This is a genomic window from Aquipuribacter sp. SD81 (assembly GCF_037153975.1).
In the GTDB taxonomy this organism is placed as follows: Bacteria; Actinomycetota; Actinomycetes; order Actinomycetales; family JBBAYJ01; genus Aquipuribacter.
In genome coordinates this window covers 1-6,490 of the sequence record NZ_JBBAYJ010000055.1, presented here as the reverse complement: position 1 = coordinate 6,490, position 6,490 = coordinate 1, and the positions used below count along the sequence as shown (strand labels likewise).

General features: G+C 76.4%; 6 protein-coding genes and 1 tRNA gene. 1 reads left to right on the top strand and 6 read right to left on the bottom strand.

Going from position 1 to position 6,490, the window contains the following annotated elements; all coding sequences use genetic code 11:
* Together WAA21_RS17750 and leuS are read right to left on the bottom strand one after the other, a co-directional pair.
* Window positions 1–385: DegV family protein (locus tag WAA21_RS17750; protein WP_336924187.1), on the bottom strand; the 385-nt coding region annotated here is incomplete at its 3' end.
* Window positions 386–392: 7 nt separating this feature from the next.
* Window positions 393–2,885: a leucine--tRNA ligase gene (leuS, locus tag WAA21_RS17745; RefSeq protein WP_336924188.1), complete on the bottom strand. Its 2,493-nt coding sequence runs from the start codon at window positions 2,883–2,885 to the stop codon at window positions 393–395.
* A gap of 271 nt (window positions 2,886–3,156) precedes the next feature.
* On the opposite strand from leuS, the gene WAA21_RS17740 reads away from it, so the two are divergent.
* Window positions 3,157–3,633 carry a DUF1990 family protein gene (locus tag WAA21_RS17740; protein ID WP_336924186.1) on the top strand — a complete coding sequence of 159 codons (477 nt, stop codon included), beginning with the start codon at window positions 3,157–3,159 and terminating at the stop codon, window positions 3,631–3,633.
* A 34-nt stretch (window positions 3,634–3,667) separates the two neighbouring features.
* Here the strand turns inward: WAA21_RS17740 and WAA21_RS17735 are convergent.
* The 4 genes from WAA21_RS17735 to WAA21_RS17720 form a co-directional block, all read right to left on the bottom strand.
* Window positions 3,668–3,740 (bottom strand) — tRNA-Ala (locus tag WAA21_RS17735).
* 48 nt (window positions 3,741–3,788) lie between these two features.
* Window positions 3,789–4,463, bottom strand: a complete 675-nt coding sequence (locus tag WAA21_RS17730; RefSeq protein ID WP_336924185.1) for a histidine phosphatase family protein — start codon at window positions 4,461–4,463, stop codon at window positions 3,789–3,791.
* Window positions 4,464–4,468: 5 nt separating this feature from the next.
* Window positions 4,469–4,882, bottom strand: coding sequence for a ribosome silencing factor (gene rsfS / locus WAA21_RS17725; RefSeq protein WP_336924184.1), 414 nt, complete (start codon window positions 4,880–4,882; stop codon window positions 4,469–4,471).
* A 37-nt stretch (window positions 4,883–4,919) separates the two neighbouring features.
* Window positions 4,920–6,490 (bottom strand): LytR C-terminal domain-containing protein (locus WAA21_RS17720; protein ID WP_336924183.1); only part of this gene is annotated, 1,571 nt, incomplete at its 5' end.

The window sequence follows — 6,490 nt, the reverse complement described above, 5'->3', positions numbered from 1 at the left end:
CCCCGCCGACCGTGCGGGTGTCGACGACCCCGACGCGGACCGGCGCCCCGGCGGCGGCCGCCTGGGCGGCGTCGACCGTCCCGGACAGCGCCCCCGACAGGTGCACCGACACCGCGGCAGAGGCCCCGGCGTCGGCGACCTGCGCGTACGCGGCGGTGAAGCCGTCCGGAGACGGACGGCTCGTCGTGGTCCGCCGCCCACGACCGAGCTCGGTGAGGAGGTCGGCGACCGGCTGGTCGGTCTCGCGGCGGGGCTCGCCGTCGACGAGCACGTCGAGCTCGACGGTCGCGACGGCGGCCTCGGGAGCCCACGGGTCCCCCGGGTGCGGCACCGGCGCACCGCCCATGCGGGCGGTGGAGTCGGTGACGACCGCGGTGCGCCTCACGCCGGCGTCACACCACCACGTTGACCAGCGACGGCGCCCGGACGACGACCTTGCGCACCTCGGCCCCGCCGATCGAGGCCTGCACGCGCTCGGAGGCGAGCGCGAGCCGCTCCAGGTCGTCCGCGGAGATGTCCTTCGGCACGTCGAGCCGGTCGCGCACCTTGCCGCGGACCTGCACGACGGCCGTGACGGAGTCCTCGACGAGCAGGCTGTCGTCGACCGTCGGCCAGCCGGCGCGCGCGACGCACGGAGAGTGCCCGAGCGCGGCCCACATGTCCTCGGCGGTGTACGGCGCGACGAGGCTCAGCAGCACGGCCACGGCCTCGACGCCCTCGCGGACAGCGGGGTCCGCCGGGCCGACCGCCGGGTCGTCGACGGCCTTGCGCAGCGCGTTGACGAGCTCCATCGTCCGCGCGACCACGACGTTGAACTTCAGCGCCTCGACGAGCTGGCCCGCCTCGTGCACGGTCCGGTGCGTCGCGCGGCGCACGTCGACGGACCCCGTCGCCGCGTCCGCGCCGGGCGCGCTCGTGACGTCCTGCGCGAGCCGCCAGGCGCGGGCGAGGAACTTCGCCGATCCGGTCGGCGACAGGTCGGCCCAGTCGATGTCGTCCTCGGGGGGCCCCGCGAACACCATGGTGAGGCGGATCGCGTCGACGCCGTGCTCGTCCAGCTGCTCGCCCAGGCGCACGAGGTTGCCCCGCGACTTGCTCATCGCCGAGCCGTCCATCTGGACCATGCCCTGGTTGAGCAGCCGGGCGAACGGCTCGACGGGCCCGACCATGTCCATGTCGTGCAGCACCTTGGTGAAGAAGCGCGCGTACAGCAGATGGAGGATCGCGTGGGTCACGCCGCCCACGTACTGCTCGACCGGCATCCAGCGGTCGGCCTGCTCGCGGTCGAACGGCGCGGTGTCCAGCTGCGGGGACAGGAACCGCAGGAAGTACCACGAGGAGTCGACGAAGGTGTCCATCGTGTCGGTGTCCCGCTCCGCCGGACCGCCGCACGACGGGCACTCGGTGCGCACCCAGTCCGTCGCGGCGGCCAGCGGCGAGCGTCCCTTCGGCGACAGGTCGAGGCCCTCGCTCGACGGCAGCTCGACCGGCAGCTGGTCGTCGGGCACCCGGACCTCGCCGCACGTCGGGCAGTGCACGATCGGGAACGGCGTGCCCCAGAAGCGCTGCCGCGAGATCAGCCAGTCCCGCAGCCGGTACGTCGTCGTCGGCCCGCCCAGGCCGTCCTCGGCCAGCCGGGCGGAGACCCGCTCGATCGCCTCGGCCTTGCGCAGGCCGTCGAGGTCGCCGGAGTGCACGAGCACGCCGTCCCCGGTGGTCGCCTCCCCGCTCCTCGCGGGGTCGGGCAGCGGCTCGCCGTCGGCGTCGCGCACGTCGACGACGACCCGAACCGGCAGGTCGTGCGCGCGGGCGAAGTCGAGGTCGCGCTGGTCGTGCGCGGGCACGGCCATGATCGCGCCGTGGCCGTAGTCGGCCAGGACGTAGTCCGCGGCCCACACCGGCAGCCGCTCGCCGTTGACGGGGTTGACCGCGTGGGTCTGCAGGAACACGCCCGTCTTGGGCCGGTCGGTCGACAGCCGCTCGATCTCCGTGGTCGAGCGCACCTCGGCGAGGTACGTCTCGAACGCCTGCCGCGTGTCCTCGTCGGCCTGCGCGGCCAGCTCGGCGGCGAGGTCGGAGTCGGCCGCGACCACGAAGAACGTCGCGCCGTACAGGGTGTCCGGGCGCGTCGTGTAGATCGTGACGGGCTCGTCGCGTCCCTCGAGCACGAAGCGCACGTCGGCGCCGGTGGAGCGGCCGATCCAGTTGCGCTGCATGGCGAGGACCTTGTCCGGCCACTGCCCCTGCAGCTGGTCCATGTCGGCCAGCAGGCGGTCGGCGTAGTCGGTGATGCGCAGGTACCACTGCGTGAGCTTCCGCTTGGTGACCGCGGCACCGCAGCGCTCGCAGCGCCCCTGCACGACCTGCTCGTTGGCCAGCACGGTCTGGTCGTTCGGGCACCAGTTGACCTGGCTGGGCCGGCGGTAGGCGAGGCCCTGCTCGTGCAGGCGCAGGAACAGCCACTGGTTCCAGCGGTAGTAGGACGGGTCGCACGTGGCGAGCACGCGGTCCCAGTCGAACGCGCACGCGTAGCGGCGCATCGACGCCTTCTGCTGCTCGATGTTGTCGTAGGTCCAGCGCACCGGGTCCGCGCCGCGCTTGATGGCGGCGTTCTCCGCGGGCAGCCCGAACGCGTCCCAGCCGATCGGGTGCATGACGTCGTAGCCGCGCTGCAGCCAGTACCGGGCGATGACGTCGCCGAGGGCGTAGGCCTCCGCGTGGCCCATGTGCAGGTCGCCGGAGGGGTACGGGAACATGTCGAGCACGTACTTGCGGGGGCGCTCGTCGCCGGGCAGGCCGCTCGCGAAGGGTGTCGCCTCGTCCCACACCGGCAGCCACCGCCGCTCGATGGCGTGCGGGTCCCACCGCGCCGGGCGGTCCTCCACGTCGGCCGGGGCCCCCGCGGTCGAGGGGCTGTGCTGGACGTCCTGGGTCACGGCTGTCTCCTGTGCTCGTCGCGTGCGTCGTCCGGGGCGGGTCCGTCGGGCATGCAAAAGCCCCTCGCTCAGGGAGGGGCCGCCGCGCTGGTCCACGTCCGGGCAGGTGCCCCGGGGCGGTCTGCTCAGCGCGGCCCGGTAAGGAGGCGACGACGACGCACGGGACGAGGATAGCCGGGACCGGCGGGCGGCGTCGTCCTCGTTCCGCCAGCCTGGGCCCGTGACGCTCAGCCGCGGCATCCTCGTCGGCCACGGCCGGCCCGCCTTCGAGGCGGCCGCCGAGCACCTGCTGACGTGGGGCGCGCACCGCGACGCGGGGCTGCGCGTGACGGCGGAGGCGGACCGCGTCACGCCCGGCACGACGGTCTCCCTCGTGATCGGCCGCCCGCCGCTCGCGGTCACGGCACGCTGCGTCGTGCTCGCCGTCGTCGAGGAGCCGCGCGAGCGCGGCTTCGTCTACGAGGCGCTGCCGGGTCACCCCGAGCGCGGCGTGCAGCACTTCCGCGTGAGCCTCGCCGACGACGGGACGGTCAGCGCCGTCGTGCACGCCGAGTCCGCGCCGGCCTCACTGCTGGCGAGGCTCGGCGGGCCCGTCACCGCGCTCGTGCAGCGTCGGGTCGTCGACGGCTACCTGCGGGCGCTGCGCCGGGCGGGCCTGGCGGCCGAGGACCGGGTCTGTCCGGTGGGACCGGGGTGAGCCCGCCCTGACCGGGCGGGACCCCTCCTGCGGGTGGAGCTGAGGGGACTCGAACCCCTGACCCCCTCCATGCCATGGAGGTGCGCTACCAGCTGCGCCACAGCCCCGCGGTCCGAAAGCATAGACGGTCCGCGCCGTCACGACGAAACCGCTGGTCAGGTGACCGCGACCGGCGCCGCCCCCGACGCGGCGAGGACGGCCGCCACGGCGTGCGGCGGGACGTTCCAGCCGCGCAGCCGCCACCGCTCCCGGCCGTCACCGGTCCGCTCGAGCACCGCGGCGGCGAGGTTGCCCAGCGGCACGAGCGAGCCGCGGAGCGCGGGCAGGCCGAGCAGGTGCGCGACCGCGGCGCGGGCGCTCGCACCGTGACCGACCGCGACGAGCACACCGTCGCCGTCCTGCTCGTGGGGCAGGTGCTCGAGGACGGCCCCGGCCACCCGGGCGCCCGCCTCGCTCGGTCGCTCGGCGCCGCCGAGCGGTACGTCCTCGCCGCTGCGCCACGCGCGGTACCGCTCCGGGTCGAGCGCGGAGATCTCCGGCTGCAGCAGGCCCTGCCACGTGCCGGCCGCGACCTCGCGCAGGCGCGGGTCGGGGAGCACCGGGACGCCGAGCGCGGCCGCGAGCGGGTCGGCGGTGTCGCGGGCCCGGCGCAGGTCGCTGGCGACGAGCCGCGGCGCCCGGTCCGCGAGCGCCGCCGCGAGCGGGGCCGCCGCCGCCTCGGCCTGCGAGCGCCCGGCCTCGCTCAGGTCGGTGTCGTGCTGGCCCTGGAACCGCGCGGCCGCGTTCCACGTCGTCTCGCCGTGCCGGAGCAGGACCACGAGGCCGGCCACGGCGCTCAGCCCACCGGACCCTGGTCGGCGTCGAAGGCGTCGTCGCCGCGCCGGCCGCGAGCGTGCTCGGGCAGCGGCACGACCGGGCAGTCCTTCCACAGCCGCTCCAGCGCGTAGTACTCGCGCTCCTCGGCGTGCTGCACGTGGACGACGACGTCGGCGTAGTCCAGCAGGACCCAGCGGCCGTCCTTCTCCCCCTCGCGCCGCACCGGCTTCGCGCCCATGCCGCGCAGCCGCTCCTCGACCGCGTCGACGATGGCGCGCACCTGCCGGTCGTTCGGCGCGGACGCGACGACGAACACGTCGGTGATGACGAGCTGGCCGGACACGTCGAGGGCGACGACGTCCGTCGCGAGCTTGTCGGAGGCGGCCTCGGCCGCCGCTGTGGCGAGCTCGACCGCGTGGCTGCTGGCGTTCACTGGGGCTCCTGGGGGTGCATGCGGGTGTGCCTGGGGTTCACGACGTGGCCGGTGACGGGGTGGCGCGGGCGGCGAAGTCCTCGCCGAGCACCACGACCACGTCGGTGTCCACCATCGCCTGGTTGTTGACCTGCAGCGCGTCGGTGCCGACGCCGAGCGCGGCCGCGACGGCCCGCCCGGCGGCCACGTCCGCGTCGTCCTGGGAGGCCACGAGGACCGTCGTCGTCTCCTGGCCGAACTCGGCGGCGTTGCCGCCGCCGGCGTAGCGGAGGCCGGCGGCGACGAGCAGGTCCCGGGCCGGTCCGACGAGCCCCTGCGTGCCGATGCCGTTGCGGACCTCGACCCTCACCTCGCCGACCGCGGCGAGCGGCAGCAGGGCGCCGGCGAACCGCTCCCCCAGCGTGCCCGCGACCGCGTCGCGGTCGACGCTGCGCACGGAGGCGTCGCCGGCGGTCACCTCGCGGGTCGGCAGCACGACGGCCTCGGAGCTGCCGCCGCCCGCGCGTCCCGCCGCGCGCGCGAGGACGGTCGCGACGCCGGTGTCGACGGCCGCCCGCGCGGGCGCGGACGCGCCGGTCGTCGTACCGGTCGTCGTGCCGGTCGTGCCGTTCGCGGGGTCCGTGCCTCCGGTCACGCCGGCCGCGGCGAGGACCGACACGGCGTCCTCCGGGTCCGACGGCATCGCGGCGACGAGCGAGGTGAGGACGGCCGAGAAGCGCGCGAGCCCCGCCTCGGGCGGCTCCCCCTCCGCTCCGTCGGTGACGAAGGCGACGGCCTGCGTCCCCGCGAGCCGCTGGTCGTCGCCGGCGGGGACGAGGACCTCGCTCGTCACCACCTCGCGCGGGACGTCGACGACGACACCGCCGACCCCGTCGACCAGGCTCGCCAGCTGTGTGCCGTCGAGGGTGAGGACCTCGTCGACGCGCAGGCCCAGGGTGTCCTCGACACCGCGGCGCAACGAGTCGGCGCCGAGCTGCGCGGCCCGCCACAGCGGCACCGCGGCGGCGTCGGCCACGACGAGCTGCAGGTCCGGGGGCAGCAGCAGCGTCGCGAGCCGCGCGTCGTCCGCGCCGAGGAGCGCGGCGGCGTCCACCTGCTCGCCGGCCGCCAGCGTGAGGGCGAGGGTCTGCTGCGCCGGCGCGTCCGGGGGCGGCACCACGGCCGTCGCCTCCCCGGACCCGCGGGTCAGGCCCGCGACGAGAGCGACGACGAGGAGCAGCACGACGAGGAGCACCCCCGCGAGCGCGAGCAGGTCGACCCGGTCGGGGCGGCCCCGCCGCAGCCGCGACCACGCCGCGCGCGGCGACCACGACGCGTCGTCGCCGACGGCCTCGCGGGGGGCCGTGGGTGTCGGGGTCGGCCGGGGGGTGCCGTCGGTGACGTGCGAGCCACGGGCGGCCGTGGCCCGGTCCTGCCCCAGCAGGGCCGCGTCCCAGTCCGGCTCCTCGTCCGGGGCGTCGACGGCGGGCTCCGGGGCCCGCGACGCGAGCCGCTGCCCCGGCCGGTCCTCGGGCCGCTGCCGCTCCGGCGGCGGGGCCCCGAGCCCGGCCGCGCCCCCGGCGGACGCGACGGCCTCGGGGCCCTGGCCGCCTCCCAGGCGGCGGGCGC